This is a genomic window from Streptomyces boluensis (assembly GCF_009908195.1).
Classification (GTDB): domain Bacteria; phylum Actinomycetota; class Actinomycetes; order Streptomycetales; family Streptomycetaceae; genus Streptomyces; species Streptomyces boluensis.
Genome location: NZ_JAAAHS010000131.1, coordinates 1 through 17,744, shown reverse-complemented (window position 1 = coordinate 17,744; position 17,744 = coordinate 1). Strand labels below are relative to the sequence as shown.

Genomic DNA, 17,744 nt, shown 5'->3' with positions numbered 1-17,744 from the left:
GCCCTGGCCACGGCAGCGGCGTCGGCCGCCGTGGTCGCCGGAGGCATCATCCTGCCGGCCACCGCCGCGACGGCAGCCCCGATGTCCTCCACGACCATGGCCCCCCAGCACAACAAGCACAAGTCCTACTGCTGGAGCAAGCACCACAACACGGAGCACAAGCCCAGCAACGGTGGCAACGGCGGGAATGGCACTGGCGGCAACGGCACCGGCGGTAACGGCGGCAACGGAACCGACGGCGGCAACGGCGGGAACGGCACCGGCGGCAACGGTACGGGCGGCAACGGCGGCAACGGCAGCAACGGCAGCAGCCACCACGACGACGAGTACTCCTGCTGGGCGGGCGGCAAGAAGTTCCACTGGGACGAGAAGTACAAGATCTACTACATCGTCGTAAAGCACCACAAGCTGTTCTTCTGGGACAGCCACAAGGACTTCAACTTCTTCGGCAAGAAGCACAACAAGCACTACTGGAAGACGGTGGACCACCACAGCCACTGGTGGGAGAACCAGAAGCACTGGTGTGACGAGGGCAAGGTCAAGGACAAGGTCAAGGACGAGCACAAGGACGAGCACAAGGACGAGCACGACGAGCACAAGGACGGCGGCGACGGCGGTAACGGCACCGGCGGCAACGGGACCGGCGGTAACGGTGGCACCAACGGTGACGGTGGTAACGGCACCGGCGGTAACGGAACCGGTGGCAATGGCGGCACCAACGGTGACGGTGGGAATGGCACTGGCGGTAACGGCACCGGTGGTAACGGTGGCACCAACGGTGACGGTGGGAATGGCACTGGCGGTAACGGAACCGGTGGCAATGGCGGCACCAACGGTGACGGTGGGAATGGCACTGGCGGTAACGGCACCGGTGGTAACGGTGGCACCAACGGTGACGGTGGGAATGGCACTGGCGGTAACGGCACCGGTGGCAATGGCGGCACCAACGGTGACGGTGGTAACGGCACTGGTGGTAACGGCACCGGTGGTAACGGTGGCACCAACGGTGACGGCGGGAATGGCACCGGTGGCAACGGAACCGGTGGCAACGGCGGCACTGGCGGGACCGGCGGCAACGGCACCGGCGGGAACGGCACCGGCGGCAACGGTGGTGATGTCGTGTAGGGCACAAGGTAGCGAGGGCGACAGGCGGCGGTGCCGCGAGTCGCCCTCGCCGAGGGGCCACACGCAGTGCGGCGCCCGGTGGTGGAGGGGCAAAGGCCATAGCGGCCTTTGCCCCTCCATCTGTGTGACACCTCTCAGGGTGGCCTGCGCACCCGTCTTGGGTGCGCGGCTCTCAGGCGAGGGTGCTGAAGCGTGAAAGCAGGGCGTTCAGGCGGGGGTGAGGAATTGTTCGGCCCAGACGGTCTTGCCGGTGGCCGTGTGCCGGGTGCCCCAGCGCTGCGCGAGCTGGCCGACCAGGAGCAGGCCCCGCCCTCCTTCGTCGGAGAGCCGGGCGCGGCGCAGGTGCGGGGCGGTGTTGCTGGAGTCGAAGACCTCGCAGATCAGGGTGGTGCCTGTGTGGATCAGGCGCAGGTTGATGGGGGGACGGCCGTAGCGGATGGCGTTGGTGACGAGTTCACTGACGACGAGTTCGGTGACGAAGGCGGCCTCGTCCAGCTGCCAGGCACTCAGCTGGTCGGTGGCCAGGTGGCGCGCCTCGGCGACGGTTGTGGGGGCGGATTCCAGCTCCCAGGTGGAGATGCGGTCGGAGTCCAGCGCCCTGGTGCGGGCGATGAGCAGGGCGACGTCGTCGTCGGGGCGGTGGGTCAGCATGGAGGTGAGGACCCGGTCGCAGACCGTCTCCAGTTCGTCGGCCGGGCGGGCGAGGGTGGAGAACAGCCGGTCCAGGGCTTCGTCGATGTCGTGGTCGCGGATTTCGAGGAGGCCGTCGGTGTACAGGGCGATCAGGCTGCCTTCGGCCAGCTCGGTCTCGTACGTCTCGAACGGCAGGCCGCCCAGGCCCAGCGGCGGGCCGGGCGGTACGTCGAGGAAGCGCACTCCGCCGTCGGGGGAGACCACGGCGGGCGGGGGGTGGCCGGCCCTGGCGAGGACCAGGTGGCGCGAAGTGGGGTCGTAGACGGCGTACAGGCAGGTGGTGCCGATGCCGGCGGCGCCCTCGGTGGCGCTGGCGGGGCCCTCGTCGGCGGACAAGTGCAGGACGAGGTCGTCGAGGTGGGTGAGCAGTTCATCGGGCGGCAGGTCGACATCGGCCAGGGTGCGCACCGCGGTGCGCAGGCGGCCCATCGTGGCCGACGCGCGCATCCCGTGGCCGACCACATCGCCCACCACCATCGCCACCCGTGTACCGGACAGCGGGATCACATCGAACCAGTCGCCGCCTACGCCGAGACGTTCGCTGGCGGGCAGGTACCGGGTCGCGATGTGCAGGGCCTGCTGATCAGGCAGCGTCTGCGGGAGCAGACTGCGCTGCAGGGTCATGGTGGTGGTGTGTTCCCGGGTGCGGTGACGCGCGTCGATGGCGTCAGCCGCCCCGGAGGTGAGCCGCTCGGCCAGCCACATGTCGTCCGCGTCGAAGGGCTGCGGCCGCTGACGCCCCAGCAACAGCACGCCGAGCGGGCCGTTCGTGGCCCGCATCGGCACCACCATCACCGTGTGCGTCTCCAGCTCGCGGATCCAGGCCGCCTGCGGATCGCGGGCCCACGCGGCCAGGGCCGGATCGCTCGCCTCATACACGGCCGCCTGGCCCTGAGCCAGACACTGGGCCACCGGTGAAATCGCCGGGTAACGGACGGCTTGTGGCGCGGTGACAGCCGCAGCGGGGCCCCCGCCGTTCACAGACCGCACAGCGATACGGCTCAGAGCCACTGCCCCCGGGGGCGTACCAGCCTGGGGAGTGCCGCGCGGGGGCTGCTGAAGCAGTTCGACCGCGGCGAAGTCCGCCAGGCTGCCCGCGGCGGCGTCCGCCAACTCCTGCGCGGTCTGCCGTACATCCCCGGTGGCAGCGATACGGGCCAGGGACTCAAGCAGCATCCGCTGTCGGGCGAGAAACTGACTGGGTGTGTGGTGGGCCGTCAGGCACACCGCCCGTACGCTGCCGCCGGTGTCCCTCAGCGGAGCGAACGACGTCGGCCAGCCCTGCTCCGCGCCGATTCCCGACGGGCCGATGCAGGCCCCCACGTGCTGCACCTCGCCGCTGTCGATCGCCTGACGCATCCCCGCCTCCGCCTGATCACTCACCCGGTGCGGTGCGAGCTCGGCCAGACGCCACCCACGCATCTCCTCCTGCGTCAACGACAACGCACGCTCCATGCCGGCATTGGCCCGAACCAGCCGCAAGTCCGCGTCAAAAACCCCGAGGATGCTCGGCGACTGACGGAACGCCCACTCGACCAGCGCCTCAGACGCAGGCGGCACCGGCACCGGCTCCGGATCCACCGCCACCACCAGCCACTCGCCGAAAGGAGGGTCAGACGCCGGTTGGCCAGACGCCGGTTGGCCAGACGCCGGTTGGCCAGACGCCGGGCGGTCGGACTCCGGGCGGCGTGCAAGCAGCCGCCGTTCAAGGCGCCGGCCGTCACGATGCCTGAGCGCCACCACGGCGCTGGACCTCTCCCGCCCATCCACATCCCGCAACACGCTCTGATCGACGTCATCGGCCAGCAGTCGCGCGGCCGGATAACCCACCACCTCAGCCGGCGCATACCCCAACAGCCGCGCGGCCGCCTCGCTCCACCCCGTAACCCTGCCCCGCTCATCGACCGTGGCCGTACAGGCCTGCGACGCAGCGCCCTCCTGCATCCGCTCATCGGAAGGAAAGGCAAACCCCTCGGTCACCACTCATCCCGCCTCTCGGGATCCTCACCGCCACGGCCCCTGCGACCATCATGATCCTCACCCAGGCCAACCGCGAACGCAGTGATCCCACCCTCTCGCCGGCCCCGTCCCTGCCCCAGAACCCGAGGCTCCGGGGCCAGGAGCAGGGGCCTGGCCTCCCCGTCTTCTTCCGCAGCAGCAGCGTGTGCCTGCCGGTGAGGGCAGCAGTGCGTGCGCGATGCAGTGCGTGCGCGATGCGCGAATGTCACAAGCCCCTCACGCCGGCATCCGGACCGGCCGCTGACTGGATGACGTCGCGGCTACGCGGCTCACGCACGCCCCGCTCCGCATTCCTGCCCGCGCGAGAAGAAGGCCGCGCCCCCCCCGGGCCGCACACCCGCAGATCCATCCGACGCGGGATCACGCCCTGTGCACGAGAGCGCAGACCCGCCCTGACCAGTCACAGCGGTGACACGCCTGTGACAACCGCCGGACGCGGCCAAGACGCCAAACCGACAACCTAGTCAAATCAGACAAAAAAGCAGCATTCGGGCATTTGTCTCTTCCTCTGCTTCCGAGGGTGTGAGCAGGAGGGCCGACCAAACCGACCCACCGGAGAACCCCCATGATGGTCCCCGCACTGACGCTGTCGTTTCCCTCGGTCTCCACACCCACGCTGGCCCCCCGCGAACTCGAAACCCTGCGCCACATCGCCTCGGGCTGCACCTACCTGCAGACAGCCCGCCACATGGGCCTCTCCCGGCACACCGTCGACGCCTACCTCCGCCGCATCCGGGCCAAGCTCGACACCAACACCACCGCCGAACTCATCCGCCTCGCCATCGCCCTGGGACTGTGACACCCCGCAAGTACACGAAGCAGTACGCCGCGGAGTTCGAACGGGAGGCGATCGCTACGTCGATCAGGCGGTTGAGGAACCGGGGGGCGAACCCGTGTCGGACGCGGCGTGGCTACTGCCGCAGTGCCTGCGCGGCGCGCACCTCGCCGACCGGTCGGCCATGGCCGAGGACTGGGGCTGTGGCCAGTTCGGTGAGGGTCTTGTCGGTGTCCGTGGCTACACCGAGCCGTCGTAGTGCGGCGATCATGACGGCGGGGCGGGCCCGGGTGGAGCCGTCGGCGATCTTCAGGGCGACAGCCGAGCCGTCGGGAAGCGCCAGTGCGTAGACGCCCTCAGCCCCGTCCTTGGCGACCGATCCGGGAAGCGCGCCCATGAGCCGGGTCACGTCCCGGCCGGTTCCGCCGACGTACTCGGCGTGGGTGTTCATGGCGTGGGCGACCCGCCGTTCCAGAGATCCATCGGGGCCCGTGGCCAGCTTGGCGAACGCCCGTGCCAGGCCCCGGTAGGTGGTGGCGAACAGCGGCGCCCCGCAGCCGTCGACGCCGGTCGCGGCGACCTTTTCGCCGGTCAGGTCCTCGACCGTCTCGCGCAGGGCGCGCTGCAGCGGGTGGTTCCGGTCCAGGTACGTCCTCGTGTCCCAGTCGTTGGCGACGCAGGCGGCGAGCATCGCGGCGTGCTTGCCCGAACAGTTCATCGTCAGCGGGGTCGGGATGCCGCCGCCGGCGAGGTAGGTACGCAACGCGGCCTCGCCTATGGGCAGGGCGGCCGTGCACTGCAGTGCCCCGGTGTCGAGCCCGGCGTCCTCGAGGATCCTGCGCACGCCGTCGAGGTGGAAGGCTTCGCCGGAGTGGCTCGCGCAGGCCAGCGCCAGCAGCTCGCCGTCCAGGTCGAGCCCGGCGCGCAGCATGCCGAGCGCCTGGAGGGGCTTGTTGGACGACCGGGGGTACATCGGGCGGTCCGTCTCACCGACGCTCAGCACGGTCTGCCCTTCCGGCCCGGCCGCGTGGACCGTTCCGTGGTGCACCGACTCGAGGAAGTCTCCTCGCCAGACCTCCGCCACAACCTCGTGCATGACGCGCTCCCTACCTCTTCAGTACCTCTTCGGCCGGGCCGGCCGAGTCGATCGAACTGTCAACAGTTATCACTTTGCCGATGCCTGCGTCGATGCCCGCGCGAAGTGTTGACAGACTCAGGGCAGCCCCTGTCCACTGTCATCTGTCAACACTTCGCCGCTGCAGTCGCCGACGCCCGGACACACCGTGGCCTCGCGATTCACCAGCGGTCAGCCTTGAACGGACGGGAGGCACACACATGCCTGACAACCTTCAGCGCGGCCTCGCCGTCCAGATGGTCGAGACGCTTCGCGAACGACTCCTCAGCGGTCGGATCGCCTCCGGCACCCGGATCAACGAGGTCGAGCTCGCCCGCGAGCTGAACATCAGCAGGGGGCCGCTGCGCGAGGCGATCCGGCAGCTCGTCAGCGAGGGCCTCCTGGTGCACCGCCCCAACAAGGGCGCTGTCGTCTTCGAGGCTGAGCCCGGCGAGGTCGAAGCGCTGTTCGAGCTACGCGCGGCGCTCGAGACAGCCGCCGCGCGCCTGGCTGCCGTACGGCGCGACCGCAAGGACATCACCGCGCTGCGCCGGTCCTGCGAAAGGTCGAGGAAACACCTCGCCGCGGGCCGTCAGTTCGTCCACCACAACGACCTCGACTTCCACCGCGCGCTGCTCGAAGCGGCCCGCAGCCCCCGTATCACCGAGCAGGTGTGGCGGGTGCAGCAGCAGATCATCGTGGTGCGCAGCCGGCAGGACGTGGCCACGTCGCACTCCGACGCCTCGCTGACCGACCACGAGCAGCTCGCGGAGGCCATCGCCGAGGGACAGGCCGACCGTGCCGCCGAACTGATGGAACGTCACCTGGATCGCGTACGGCTGCAGATGATCACGAGCATGACGGGCGCCGATACGTCCCAGGACTGACGCTCCACGTCCGGCGCCGCCGCTCACCCCCTTACTGCTCTCCCCTCTCACCGCTCCCTTCCTTACCGCTCCCTTCCGTACCGCTCCCACGCCCCGCCCGCGCGCCCCACGCGCTTCTTCCGCATGCCCTCGCACCCGTCTGCTCGGCATGCCCGGCTCCGAGGAGTACCGTCCCCATGTCTGAAATGCCCGTCGTCGACGCCGTGCAGGCGTCGCCGCGCCGCCGCCCGCGTCGTACACCCACGCTGTTCGTGGCGGCCCTGCCCATCGTGATCATGCTGGCGCTCGTCGTCCCCGGCTCGATCTGGCTCAGGCTCAACCCGGTCGTTCTACTCATAGTCGCCGCCTCATGTGCCGGGATCATCGCCTGGCGGCTGGGGGTGACGTGGGAGGAGATGCTCCTGGGTATCCGCGAGAAGATCGACTCGGCGATGCCGGCGCTGCTCATCCTCGTCGCCATCGGCATGCTCATCGGCACCTGGACGCTCTGCGGCACGATCCCCATGATCGTGGACTTCGGACTGCGGGTCATCCAGCCGACCTGGATCGTCCTGGTCGCCTTCCTCATCACCATGGCGGTCTCCACGATGACCGGCACTTCGTGGGGCTCGGCAGGCACGGTCGGTGTCGCGCTCATGGGTGTCGCCGCCGGGCTCGGGGCGTCCCTGCCGATGACCGCGGGCGCGATCGTGAGCGGCGCCTACTTCGGCGACAAGATGTCCCCTCTTTCCGACACCACCAACCTCGCGCCGGCGGTGGCGGGTGCGACCCTCTTCGAGCACATCCGCCATCTCTTCTACACCACGCTCCCGGCGGCCGGTGTCTCGGCGGTCCTCTACTTCGGCCTCGGTCTGACCCAGCACGCCGACGCGCACGCCGCCGCCCGCTCGGACGCCCTGCTGACGGTGCTCAGCCATGCCTTCGACTTCCACGTCCTGCTTCTGCTGCCGCCTGTGATCGTTCTGGCGGGCGCGATGCTGAAGCAGCCGCCGGTGCCGACGATCGTGCTGTCCACGGTGGTCGCGGCCGTCCTGGGTATGGCCGTTCAGGGGTTCACGATTCACGACGTCAGTGACGCCGCGTCGACGGGCTTCGACGTGACGATGCTGGCCGGGCACGGCGTCGATCCCTCCCAACTGCCCGCAGCGGCCGAGATGTTGCTCAACCGTGGCGGGATGGCATCCATGGCGGAGACCATCCTCATCGGCCTGGTCGGCTTCGCGCTCGCCGGGATCCTCACCGAGGCGGGCTGCATGGACGTACTGATGAACCGTCTGCTGCGGCGGGTGCGCCGCACCGGGGGCATCATCCTGGCCACCTCGGTCTCCTCACTCGGTACGGCGATGGCCATGGGTGTGTCCTACCTGGCGATCCTGATTCCAGGCCAGGCGTTCAAGGAGGTCTACCGAGAGCGCGGCCTCGCCGCCAAGAACCTCTCGCGGACGGTGGAGGACTCCGGCACTGTGTTCGTCCCACTGGTGCCGTGGACCGAGGCGGGAATGTACATGTCCACGACGCTGGGCGTGGCGACGGTCGCCTACGCGCCGTACGCCTTCCTCAACTACCTGGGCGTGGTGTTCGCCATCATCTGCGGCTACACCGGATTCGGTATCGCAAGGATCAAGCCGTCGGACACCGCCGCGAAGCAGCCGTCGTGATCAAACCCGGACGAGTCCGGACAGCGCCGGACCCGGAATGTGCCGGGGGTGCGATTTGCGCCATCGGCAGAGGCACTCTTCCCTGTGCTCGGGCGTGCGGGTAACAATCGCGGACACCAGGTTGGGAAACGCAGCGTTCGCGGGTGCAACTCCGAGGGGAGTGGCATCTGCGTACGCATGCGCAGCGCAAGACGATCTCAAGGAGTGGTCTGTGGTCGCTCGTGACTACCCGGTAATCGATGCTGACAGCCACATCGTCCTTCCCGATTCCGATCAGTGGTGGCGCGGAAGGATCCCGGAGAAATACGCCGCTTGGATGCCCAAGTACCAGGATGACGTGCTGGTCGCGGAAGGCCGTGTCATCGAAGGGCCGTCGGCCACGTTCCATGGCAAGCCCACCCAGGCCGCCTGGTTCGGCAGCACACAGGGCGCTACGTACACGCCGGGCAGTTGGCTGTTCGACGACCCGGCGACCGTGGAAGTCCTCGGCGCGCTGAGGCGCGGAGGGCTGGACCCGCAGGACCGCCTCTCCGCGATGGACCGCGAAGGCATTTCGCAGGCCTACATCTTTCCCTCCAAGGTCTTGGGGCTGCTGCCCGCCTTACGCAGCTCCGCCTTCGCCCACGAGGTGACCAAGGCGTACAACGACTGGGCCTTCGAGTACTGCTCGGCCGAGACGAGCCGGCTCCTCCCCGTCGCCGCGCTGCCTCAGCACGACATCGTGCTCGCCCTCGACGAGGCTCGCCGGGCACTCGACCACGGCGTTCGTACGGTCATTCTCCGGCCCAACACCGTGGCCGGGACCAATGTCGACGACCCGGTGTATGAACCTCTCTGGGCATTCTGCGAGAGCAACCGAATAACGGTCTGCTTCCACGAAGGGTTCGGCGTCGCGCGCATTCCGCGCATCGGCACAGAGCGTACGCACGACACCATGCAGGGCCATCTGGTCAGCCACACTTTTGAGCACATGACGGCCGTCATGCTGCTCATCACGGGCGGTGTGATGGAGCGGTATCCGGATCTCAACTTCGGCTTCATGGAAACCGGCGCAGGCTGGGCCCCGTTCTGGCTGAACCGTATGGACGATCACGTCGAACAGTTCGCCAAGGACCGCGAACCACTGCCGGAAAAGCCAAGCACCTATTTCAAGCGCCAGTGTTATCTGGGCGTGGAACCCGAGGACCCGCTGCTGCCGATGCTCGTGGAACAGGGGCTGGAGGACAACCTCCTGTTCGCGAGCGACTTCCCGCACTTCGACGCCAAATTCCCCGGGGCGGTGACCTCTCTGACCGACCGGGGCGACCTCGGCGACGCGGTGAAGCGGAAACTCCTGTGCGACAACGCCCGCCGCTTCTTCGGAACCGTCTGATGCGGCCGTCGGCGCCCTCCCTCGGCCCCCGGATCGAATCGGTTCTGGCCGACCTGGAAGCGCGTTCCGGTAAGGAGCAGCAGGAACTCGAAGCACTGCGAGCGGCGGGCGGAACGGCTCTCCGTGAGCGCGCGGGATCCTTCATGCTGGACGTGGGCCCCGAGGTCGGCCTCTTTCTGAACACCCTGGTCCGGGTGTCCGGCGCCCGGACGGTGGTCGAGGTCGGCGGCTCCGTGGGCTACTCCACGTTGTGGCTGGCGGAAGCGGTGCGCGCCACGGGCGGGCGCCTGTACTCGATCGAGGTCGACAAGGACAAGCAGGACGAGCAGCGCGCGAACCTGATAGCGGCCGGCCTTGACGCACACGTGGAACTGACCACCTGTGAGGCCCCGGAGCTTGCGGAGTCTCTTCCCGGCCCGATCGATCTCGTACTCCTCGACCACTGGAAGGAGTTGTACATCCGGGATTTCGAAGCGTGCTGGCCACTACTCCGTCCAGGAGGCCTGATCGTGGCCGACAATGTGCTGGTGCCGCAGAAGAATGCTGAAGTGATCGGGCGCTATCGCCGTCATATCAGCGGACTCTCCGACGCGCAGAGCCAAATGCTCGCAGTCGGCGACGGCCTGGAAGTCACCACAAAGCGTGAAGACTTTCCCGTTGACTGAGTGAGTCGCCACCCCGGGTCCTAACCTCTCCTCCGACACCGCTGGCACTGAAGCAAAGGCCTGTACGTGAAAATCGGCATCGAGTCAGAGCTGCCCACCGTCGACGCCCGGGGTATGGCGGCCGACGAGCGGTCAGTGCAGGCCTTGTTCAGGAGGCTGGCCGGGCAGGAGGGCTTCTCCACCTACTGCGACGCCACCAGCGGGACCGTGGTGGGCGTCAAATCCCGTCGGAGCTCCGGAACGCTGGACGTGGGCAACGACTACGGATTCTGCACGGTGGAGATGGCCCTCCCGCCGGAGGAGGGCTTCGCCAATGCCAAGGCGGCCTGGCACGACACGCTCGACTCCCTTCTGCTCCCCGCCATGGGAGCGGAAGGGCTGTCCGCGCTGGCACACGGTTGCCAGCCCCGTACCGAGACACTGGGCCGGGCCTATCTGGCCGACAAGGGGCACTATCAGTTCTGGCTGGCCCAGGCCGAGCGGGTCCCCGGGCTCTACGCCTCCGATGCCTGGCCGGGCTTCGCAGCCGTCCAGTTCAACATCGATGTGCCCCTGCCCGACGTGATCACGGTCTGCAACACCCTGATCAACATGACGCCTCTGCTGTGCGCATGGGGTGCGAACTCCGCGGTGTTCGCCGAACGAGTCCAGCCCTGGCAGTCGTTGCGCCTGCGCGGCTACATGGAGCTGGCGGAGTCGAACCCGTTCTTCGCCGACCGGCTTCTCTTCCCCCGCCGGACGTACGGCAGTCTGGCGCAGTACATGCAGGACGCCTGGGCAACCCCCATCTTCGAGGTGGCCAGGGCGGGCGTGATCTACCGGCCGGTGGCCCCGCAGTTGACCACAGCGGAGTTCGCCGCTGTGGGCGAGGCGGAATTCGTCGACTTCCACGGCGCGAAGCGCACACTGTCGTGCACGGTCGACGACCTGGCCATGGGCCTCGTCTTCTACTGGCCCGCGGTGCGCGTCAGGATGCAGCTGGACGATACGTGCAGCGTCGCGGAGGTCCTCGCCGCAGTGCAGGCCGAGCGGCCCGAGTCGGTCCTGCGCAACGGCGGGCGCGACACGTTCGTCGAGGTCCGGCACCTGCCCACGATGAGCCGGCAGGAGACCTTCTCCTGGCTGGCCATGATCCTGGGCTGGCTGGAGAACATCGAGCAGTGCGAGAAGCTCTTTCACCCTTGGACCCTCGCCCGGTCGCGTGCGGCCATGCCTCAGGTCCAGACCCAGGGGTGGGGGGCCGAAGTGGCCGGCGCCCCGATCGGCCAGTGGGCGCGACAGGCGTTCGTCGTCGCGGACGAAGGGCTCCGGCGAGGTAAGGCCGCACCGGTCGAGGAGCTGGAACCGCTGGCCAGGCGGCTGCGGGACAGGACGAACCCCGCCTCGGATGCCGTCGCGTGTCTGCGTGCCGAGGGAATCGAGGCGTTGGTCGAGACTCTGAGGATGTGATGACGTGACCGAGCAGTCCCCGATATCCGCCACGCCGCCCCGGCACGCGTACAACTTCTGCGCCGGGCCGGCGACCCTGCCCCGCCCAGTGGCGACGCGGATACGCGAGGAGTTCCTGGCACATGCGGAGGACGGAGCCTCGGTCGTCGAGATCAGCCACAAGGGCCCACGGTTCGCGGGCATCCTGGAGACCGTCGAAACCCTCTTCCGCCGGCTGTGCGCACTTCCCGAGAACCACCATCTGTTCTTCATGCACGGCGGTGCACGTATGCAGTGCTCCGCCGTGCCGCTCAACCTGATCGGCCGGTCCACCACCCGCACCGCCGGCTACGTGGAAACGGGACTCTTCGCCCAGCAGGCGTCTCGTGAGGGGGCGCGCTACGGCACCGCGAAGACGGTCGCCAGCAGCGTGGCCACCGCATTCGACCGCATTCCGTCCGTACGGGAGCGGGATTGCCCTCAGGACGCCGCGTTCATCCACCTGACCAGTAACAACACGGTCTACGGGACGCGTTGGAACACCTTTCCGCGGGACCTGCCGGCGCCGCTGGTGGCCGACGCAACGAGCGACATCCTGTCCCGCAGCATCGATCACACGCAGTTCGGTGTGGTGTACGCGGGATTCCAGAAGAACCTGGGGCCCTCCAGCATGGCTCTGGTCACCGTCCGGGACGACCTGATCGGGCAGGCCCTGCCCCGCACGCCGAGGCTGCTCGACTATGCCGTCCAGGCGGAGACGCGCTCACTCGACAACACACCGAACACCTTCGCCGTGTTCGTCCTGTCCCTGGTCCTGGAGTGGATCCGGGACCAGGGCGGTCTGGCCTCGGTCGAGCGAAGCAACGAAGCCAAGGCCGGTCTCCTCTACGGGGAACTCGACCGGTCGTCCTTCTACCGCCCCACGGCCCATCCGGAGCACCGCTCCATCACCAACATCGTCTTCCGCCTCGCCGACGACTCCCTGACGGGCGAGTTCGTGGCGCTGGCCGAGTCCGAAGGCCTCTTCGGCCTGGCCGGTCACCGGACGGTCGGCGGCGTACGCGCCTCGGTCTACAACGGCATGCCCGAGGACGGGGTCCGGGCACTGGCCGGCTTTCTGCGCGAATTCGAGCGCCTGCGCGGCTGAACACCCCAGCAGTGCGCCCGCCCGCCCGCGCGCGGCAGCGGTGGCCGGCCAGGCGATCGGTCGGCCACCGCTCCCGGTCAGCGTCCGGGTGGCTTACGCAGGCGGCCTACGCAGAGTGAAGGCGTACCTGCCCAGGCTGAAGAAGTAGTTGCCCGCCGCGGCCAGGCCACGCAGTTCGTCGCTCCAGGCCCGGGTCTGTTCCGTACGCGCCCTGGGGTGGTCGGCGAGGAACGCCTCGATGAACCCGACCTGCCAGTAGCTGTATCGGCTCGGGTCGAGCTCCCGGTCGACGAAGGTCAGTGTGGTCAGGGGCTCCTCCTGGAATCCGGCCCTGCGCAGCAGAGGTCCAAGGTGCTGCGGCAGGCGCGGATGGGCGACGTGGTCCTCCCAGAGTTCCAGGACGTCCCGCATCCGCTCGCGATCGGCCGAGCGCCACACCAGCGAGTCCCAGTCGGTGTCCAGGATCACCGCACGGCCACCGGGCCGCAGCACCCGGAAGAGTTCGTCCAGAGCACGCTCGATGTCCTCGACGTACTCATAGACCTGCACCGCGACGGCCACGTCGAACGTCGCGTCCGGGAAGGGGAGTTGCTCCGCGCGCCCGGTGCGCAGGTCGACAGCTCCCGGCGCGGAGTCGGTGGCACACCGTTCCCGGGCCAGTTCCAGCATGGACTCGCTGATGTCGATGCCGTAGATCCGCCCCGTGGGGCCGAGGTCGCGGCGAAGCTCGGACAGCAGGTAGCCGGGCCCGCATCCGATGTCCAGGACCCGGTGTCCGGGCCGGACGCCGAGCTGGCGGCGCAGGTGCGCGCGCTGGGCGACCATGTCGGGGGCGTGGGCTTCCGTGTCGGCCTCGGTCGCCCGGTCCCCGTCGAAGCGCAGCAGCCCCGTCATGCGTGCGCCCCCTTCGGAACTCCGGTGCCCGGCGGCTGTGTTCGCGACGGCTGTGTTCGCGACGGTTGCGTGGATGCCAGCCACTTCTGCGCCCGGTCCACCGAAAGGTCGGTCAGCTCCCGTGATTCGCCCAGATAACGCGAGGGGTCCAGAAGGTCGTCCACTTCGGCGGCGGACAACTGCGCGGTGACGGTGGCGTCGGCCAGAAGGCAGTCGCGCAGCCGTTTGCCCGTGCTCTGGGCTCGCTGGCTCAGCTCGTACACGAGGACGTGCGCGCTCTGCCGGCCGATCGAGGGAGCCAGGGCCAGCATCACCGCTTCCGTGCACAGGGATTCGGCCGCGGTCCACGCGTTCGCCGCCATCCGCCCGCTGTCGACCTGCAGGCCCGACAGCACGTCGTTCAGTATGTCCAGCGCGGCCAGCGTGTAGTGCGAGACGTCGGCCACCGCGACCCACTCCATCCGCAGGCCGCGCGAATCCCGCTCGTGTTCCTGCACCATGCTCTCGATCCCGAGGGCGGCATTGGAGCGGGCGAGACGGGCCAGCAGCACCACTTGGGCCGAACGTTCCGGATTGCGTTTGTGCGGCATCGTGCTGCTGCCGACCCGGCCGTACTGCCACCCTTCGGACACCTCACCGACCTCGGGCCGCGACAGCACACGTATCTCGTCGGCGATACGGGCCAGCGTTCCCGTGAGCATGGCCGACGCGGCCCCGAACTCGGCCACCCGGTCCCGGGCGGCATGCCAGCCGACCTCGGGCACACTCAGCTCCAGGTCCCTGGCGAACATGTCGAGCAGCTCGCGCCCTCGTCCGTCGAACCCCGCCATGGTGCCGACACCACCGGACAGTTGGGCCGTCAGGACCCGCGGGCGTAACTGCTCAAGGCGTTCCGCGTGCCGCAGGAGTTCGTCCAGCCAGCCGGCGACCTTGAGCCCGAACGTGGTCGGCAGCGCCGGCTGCCCGTGTGTGCGCCCCGGCATCAGACTGTTCCGGTGCCGCACCGCGAGGTCGGCCAGGGTCACCGTCATGGTCCGCATCCCGGCGTCCACTTCCGCGAGTACCTCGCGAACCTCCAGGGACTGTGCCGTGTCCTGAATGTCCTGGGTGGTCGCCCCGAGATGCACCATCTCTCCCGAGGCGCCCTCGCACGCCGCTTCCAGGCCGCGCAGCAGCGGTACCAGCGAGTGACCGGTGCGGCGGAACTCGGGTGCCAGGGCGGCCAGGTCGATGCGGCCCGGCTCGCACGCGCGGGCCAGCTGTGCGGCGGTGCCCGGGGCGACGATCCCCAGCCGCTCCTGGCACGACGCCAGCGCCGCTTCGACCCAGAGCCAGCGCTGCAGCCGGCACTGGTCGCAGAAGATCCGCCGGCTCGCCGCGGTGGCGTAACCCCCGCCGTGGAAACGGGAGTCAGTGATGTGAGCACGCTGATGGTCACACGGCTCGGCCTGCTCGGGTGCTGTGGAGTATCTGTTCTCCGGACAGTCTTCCGGCGGGTCATCCGCGCGGGACGTGCCGGTCTTGAGGTGCGGGTTGGAAACAGTCATGAAGCCTCGTATCCCCAGAGGTCGCTGGCTTTCTCGTCCGAACCGCTCGACGTCAGCATGTCCATCTCAGAAGCGAGCCAACGGGCTGGTCTCGGCCAGATTGCCGCGCCGGCCCCCTTTCAGGCCGATAACGGGCAGCAGGCCCGCACGCCGCGCCGCTCCCTGCCGGGGTCTTCTCCATGTTTTCCTGCCTCTCCTCTGGGAGCCGGTGTGCGGCACCGGCTCTGCCGGGCGGTGAACGCGACCGGAAACTGGTGTTCGCGGGGCATGGCGAGGCGTTCGGTGACGGTGGTGCGGCCGACTCGTTCGATCAGCCCGGCGCGTTCGTAGTGGCGCAGGGTGAGAGCGTCATCGCGGCGCCGAGCATCCGGCCCCCTCGCGGGGTCTCGCCCTGCTGGCCGACGCGGGCGACGCTGGCCCTGCTGCCGCTTGTTTGGCTAGCGGTGCTAGGGTCCGATTCATGTCGGTACAGGAACGCAAGGAACGTGAACGGGCGGCCCGCGAGCGGCTCATCGTGGAGACCGCACGTGAACTCGCCGAGCAGCAGGGCTGGGACGCGGTCACCACCCGCCGGCTCGCCGAGCGCATCGAGTACAGCCAGCCCGTCCTCTACAGCCACTTCCGCGGCAAGCGCGAGATCATCGGCGCCGTCGCCCTTCAGGGCGCCACCGAGATGGCCGTGGCGATGCGGGCCGCGACCGCCGCCGCGGACGGCCCGCGCGGCCGGGTCGCCGCCCTCGCCCGCGCCTACCTCGACTTCGCTGAGCGCAACCCCGCGGTCTACGACGCCCTGTTCCAGCTCGACGGCGGTCTGGCCTACGCGCAGGAGGACACTCCGGAGCCGCTGAAGGACGCCTTCGCCGCGCTCCTTGAGTGCCTGGGCGAGGTCGCCGGGGACGGTGTCGACCAGGCGCTGTTCACCGAGACGTTCTGGGCCGCCCTGCACGGGCTCGCCACCCTGACCCGAGCGGGACGGCTGCCGCGGGAGGACGCCGAGTGGAGGGTGGAGCTGCTGGTGGAGCGGCTCGCTGTGGTCTGACGGGCCGCGTGGGCGGCGGCCGAGTCGGGTGCTCGGTGCCGGGTTCGGTGCCTACGTGTGTGTGCCCGGCAGATTTTCAACGCATGGTCGGCTTGCATCCCAGTGCTCCAACGTGGTCGCGGAGAAAGTGCGACCAACTCGGCCTGTCGGTGGTAGCCGTACGTCGCTACGCGGGCTTACGGTCCTGCTCGCCTCCATGCGCGCCAACGGTTAAGCGTGGGTTGCTGCCATTGGATTGCATCGGCCCGGTCGTGTCCGCGTCGGGGACGGCAACTCGGGTGGGGCGCTTCTGTCAGTGAACTCGGCGGCTTGCAGGGTGAGTTGTCTTAGAGCCGTCGGTAGGTCGCCTGGATGGTATCGACTGATGGCCGTCTTGATGAGTGTGTAGTGCGAGCTGGGCCCGCTGCATGCGCGTGCAACTCTGTCGACCAGTCCGTCTTCTGCGCGTCGACTGGTTCAGTGTCAGGTCACTTTACCGGTGCTGCAGGTAGAGGTGACGCCTGTTCGGATAGATGGGAAGGAGTCCGAATTGAAGATCGGCTCAAACGAACCCGCTCGAACTGCCCTCGAGATGCTGGAGATTGGGCAGGTGTGTACCGGGACCGTCACGGCGGTTGCCGATTTCGGGGCATTCGTCGATGTCGACGGCGCTCCTGGCGTGATCACGGCTCCCAATCTGTCGTGGGACTACTTCGAGCATCCATCTCAAGTGGTGCGAGAGGGGCAGAAGGTAACCGTTCAAGTCCTCGACGTTGATCTGAACCGCAGGCAGGCGTCTGTCTCGGTCAAAGATCTGTACCCTGACCCATTTCTCGATTTTGCGCGCACGCAACTGGGGGAGTGCATCACGGGTACGGTGTCCAAAGCTGCGCCGATGGGGGTTTTCGTGCGCTTTCCCCAAAACGTATTGGGGCTCATCCCGGTCGCAATGGTCAAGGAAAGTGGGCGAGCGTTCGAGGTCGGAGAATCGGTCGAAGTGGAGGTGGTGCTCATTAATGCTGCCCAGCGCAGGGTCATCCTGTCGCTAACGTCTAAGAATTGACTCAGGATTCCGTGCGGGTGTATCCGCTGGTCATGTTTCCGATTGCGCTGGTGAAGTATTCGGGTGCACAGCCGGGGAGGCGCCACGGTTCCACGGACCGGACCCCTTCGAGACTGCCTCGATGTGGTGACGCTGGAGGCCGGGCGCTACTGAGCCGCCGGAGAGCTCGCCGGAGGAGCGGACGAGGGCGGGGCGGCGCTGCTCGGTGGGGGTTGTGACGGTGGCGAGGGCTCCGAAGGGGGCGGCTCGGAGGTCGGCGGTGTCGAACTCGGCGCGCATGGCGTGGACTTGTCGCCGCAGGAGGACTTTCCGGTGGGCGTCGGCGTGCTGGTGCTCGGG

General features: G+C 68.4%; 14 protein-coding genes and 1 pseudogene. 10 read left to right on the top strand and 5 right to left on the bottom strand.

Annotated elements, in window-relative coordinates:
• Positions 1 to 1,125 (top strand): annotated as a pseudogene (locus tag GUY60_RS38260) (hypothetical protein); the annotation flags it as partial.
• 207 nt (positions 1,126 to 1,332) lie between these two features.
• Here the strand turns inward: GUY60_RS38260 and GUY60_RS18100 are convergent.
• A complete protein-coding gene (locus GUY60_RS18100) occupies positions 1,333 to 3,762 on the bottom strand; it encodes a SpoIIE family protein phosphatase (protein ID WP_161699063.1) in 2,430 nt (809 codons plus the stop codon).
• Between the two features lie 640 nt (positions 3,763 to 4,402).
• On the opposite strand from GUY60_RS18100, the gene GUY60_RS18095 reads away from it, so the two are divergent.
• On the top strand, positions 4,403 to 4,636 hold the full coding sequence (locus GUY60_RS18095; RefSeq protein WP_246235189.1) for a response regulator transcription factor: 234 nt from the start codon (positions 4,403 to 4,405) through the stop codon (positions 4,634 to 4,636).
• Between the two features lie 112 nt (positions 4,637 to 4,748).
• Here the strand turns inward: GUY60_RS18095 and GUY60_RS18090 are convergent, their stop codons facing one another.
• Positions 4,749 to 5,708 carry an asparaginase gene (locus GUY60_RS18090; RefSeq protein ID WP_161699055.1) on the bottom strand — a complete coding sequence of 320 codons (960 nt, stop codon included), beginning with the start codon at positions 5,706 to 5,708 and terminating at the stop codon, positions 4,749 to 4,751.
• Positions 5,709 to 5,947: 239 nt separating this feature from the next.
• On the opposite strand from GUY60_RS18090, the gene GUY60_RS18085 reads away from it, so the two are divergent.
• From GUY60_RS18085 to serC, 6 genes are all read left to right on the top strand, one after another.
• The gene (locus GUY60_RS18085; RefSeq protein WP_161699053.1) at positions 5,948 to 6,613 is read left to right on the top strand and encodes a GntR family transcriptional regulator; all 666 of its coding nucleotides are present in this window, start codon (positions 5,948 to 5,950) and stop codon (positions 6,611 to 6,613) included.
• A 176-nt stretch (positions 6,614 to 6,789) separates the two neighbouring features.
• Positions 6,790 to 8,271: a Na+/H+ antiporter NhaC gene (gene nhaC / locus GUY60_RS18080; protein ID WP_246235187.1), complete on the top strand. Its 1,482-nt coding sequence runs from the start codon at positions 6,790 to 6,792 to the stop codon at positions 8,269 to 8,271.
• Positions 8,272 to 8,482: 211 nt separating this feature from the next.
• On the top strand, positions 8,483 to 9,643 hold the full coding sequence (locus tag GUY60_RS18075; RefSeq protein WP_161699051.1) for an amidohydrolase family protein: 1,161 nt from the start codon (positions 8,483 to 8,485) through the stop codon (positions 9,641 to 9,643).
• Entirely contained in the window at positions 9,643 to 10,308 is a 666-nt protein-coding gene (locus GUY60_RS18070; protein WP_161699049.1) for an O-methyltransferase, read from the top strand. The genes GUY60_RS18075 and GUY60_RS18070 overlap by 1 nt, the downstream gene beginning before the upstream one ends.
• Before the next feature lie 66 nt (positions 10,309 to 10,374).
• Positions 10,375 to 11,757, top strand: coding sequence for a glutamate-cysteine ligase family protein (locus GUY60_RS18065; RefSeq protein ID WP_161699047.1), 1,383 nt, complete (start codon positions 10,375 to 10,377; stop codon positions 11,755 to 11,757).
• Positions 11,758 to 11,761: 4 nt separating this feature from the next.
• On the top strand, positions 11,762 to 12,883 hold the full coding sequence (gene serC, locus GUY60_RS18060) for a 3-phosphoserine/phosphohydroxythreonine transaminase (protein ID WP_312866336.1): 1,122 nt from the start codon (positions 11,762 to 11,764) through the stop codon (positions 12,881 to 12,883).
• Between the two features lie 93 nt (positions 12,884 to 12,976).
• Here the strand turns inward: serC and GUY60_RS18055 are convergent, their stop codons facing one another.
• Positions 12,977 to 13,777 carry a methyltransferase domain-containing protein gene (locus tag GUY60_RS18055; RefSeq protein WP_161699045.1) on the bottom strand — a complete coding sequence of 267 codons (801 nt, stop codon included), beginning with the start codon at positions 13,775 to 13,777 and terminating at the stop codon, positions 12,977 to 12,979.
• Positions 13,774 to 15,324 (bottom strand): class-II fumarase/aspartase family protein, encoded by a 1,551-nt coding sequence (locus GUY60_RS18050; protein ID WP_161699043.1) that lies wholly within the window; start codon positions 15,322 to 15,324, stop codon positions 13,774 to 13,776. Before GUY60_RS18050 ends, GUY60_RS18055 begins: the two co-directional genes overlap by 4 nt.
• Positions 15,325 to 15,784: 460 nt before the next feature.
• Between GUY60_RS18050 and GUY60_RS18045 the strand changes: the two genes are divergently transcribed.
• A complete protein-coding gene (locus GUY60_RS18045) occupies positions 15,785 to 16,363 on the top strand; it encodes a TetR/AcrR family transcriptional regulator (RefSeq protein WP_161699041.1) in 579 nt (192 codons plus the stop codon).
• A gap of 529 nt (positions 16,364 to 16,892) precedes the next feature.
• Positions 16,893 to 17,405, top strand: a complete 513-nt coding sequence (locus GUY60_RS18040) for a S1 RNA-binding domain-containing protein (RefSeq protein WP_161699039.1) — start codon at positions 16,893 to 16,895, stop codon at positions 17,403 to 17,405.
• Positions 17,406 to 17,435: 30 nt separating this feature from the next.
• Here the strand turns inward: GUY60_RS18040 and GUY60_RS38515 are convergent.
• The coding region (locus GUY60_RS38515) for a hypothetical protein (RefSeq protein ID WP_223178700.1) at positions 17,436 to 17,744 on the bottom strand (309 nt) is incomplete at its 5' end.

Excerpts from the sequence above, each read along its gene's own strand:
- GUY60_RS18045 (WP_161699041.1), top strand. The coding sequence starts at position 15,785 with ATGTCGGTACAGGAACGCAAGGAACGTGAACGGGCGGCCCGCGAGCGG.
- GUY60_RS18085 (WP_161699053.1), top strand. The coding sequence starts at position 5,948 with ATGCCTGACAACCTTCAGCGCGGCCTCGCCGTCCAGATGGTCGAGACG.
- GUY60_RS18055 (WP_161699045.1), bottom strand. The coding sequence starts at position 13,777 with ATGACGGGGCTGCTGCGCTTCGACGGGGACCGGGCGACCGAGGCCGAC.
- GUY60_RS18095 (WP_246235189.1), top strand. The coding sequence starts at position 4,403 with ATGATGGTCCCCGCACTGACGCTGTCGTTTCCCTCGGTCTCCACACCC.
- nhaC (WP_246235187.1), top strand. The coding sequence starts at position 6,790 with ATGTCTGAAATGCCCGTCGTCGACGCCGTGCAGGCGTCGCCGCGCCGC.
- GUY60_RS18100 (WP_161699063.1), bottom strand. The coding sequence starts at position 3,762 with ATGCAGGAGGGCGCTGCGTCGCAGGCCTGTACGGCCACGGTCGATGAG.
- GUY60_RS18070 (WP_161699049.1), top strand. The coding sequence starts at position 9,643 with ATGCGGCCGTCGGCGCCCTCCCTCGGCCCCCGGATCGAATCGGTTCTG.
- GUY60_RS18090 (WP_161699055.1), bottom strand. The coding sequence starts at position 5,708 with ATGCACGAGGTTGTGGCGGAGGTCTGGCGAGGAGACTTCCTCGAGTCG.
- GUY60_RS18050 (WP_161699043.1), bottom strand. The coding sequence starts at position 15,324 with ATGACTGTTTCCAACCCGCACCTCAAGACCGGCACGTCCCGCGCGGAT.